1 pseudogene is annotated in these 345 nt (G+C 67.8%); it reads right to left on the reverse strand.

From position 1 onward, the window contains the following. Positions 1-194: pseudogene (locus ACYQ8K_RS30235) on the reverse strand (MmpS family transport accessory protein); the annotation flags it as partial. Positions 195-345: the final 151 nt, after the last annotated feature.

Below are 345 nucleotides of genomic sequence, written 5' to 3' on the forward strand. Positions count from 1 at the left end.
ATCACGGCGGTGGCGATGGCGCCCAGGGCCACCACCGCGCCCACCACCGCCGTCGCGGGGCGCCAGCGCGAGTCGGCCGGCCAGCCCGTCCAGTTGTAGTCGGCGTTCAGGTAGGGATCGGTATCGCATGCGTCGTCAACGTCGTCGGGGTAGTCCCGAATCCTGTCGTCAAGGTGCGCCCACGTGGTACCCATGGTGCCGAAGTTAGCCACGTGAAAGCACGGATCGGGTATCGCGCGGGTGCGTGAGACAACCTGCAAGCGAATCGTTACCGCGCTGCGATCGGGTTTCGCTGACCGCGAAGCGGGGGGACGCGGGGAGGTGGGGGTCAGCGGCGTCAACTAG

The sequence above is a fragment of the Mycobacterium sp. MUNTM1 genome (assembly GCF_054660795.1).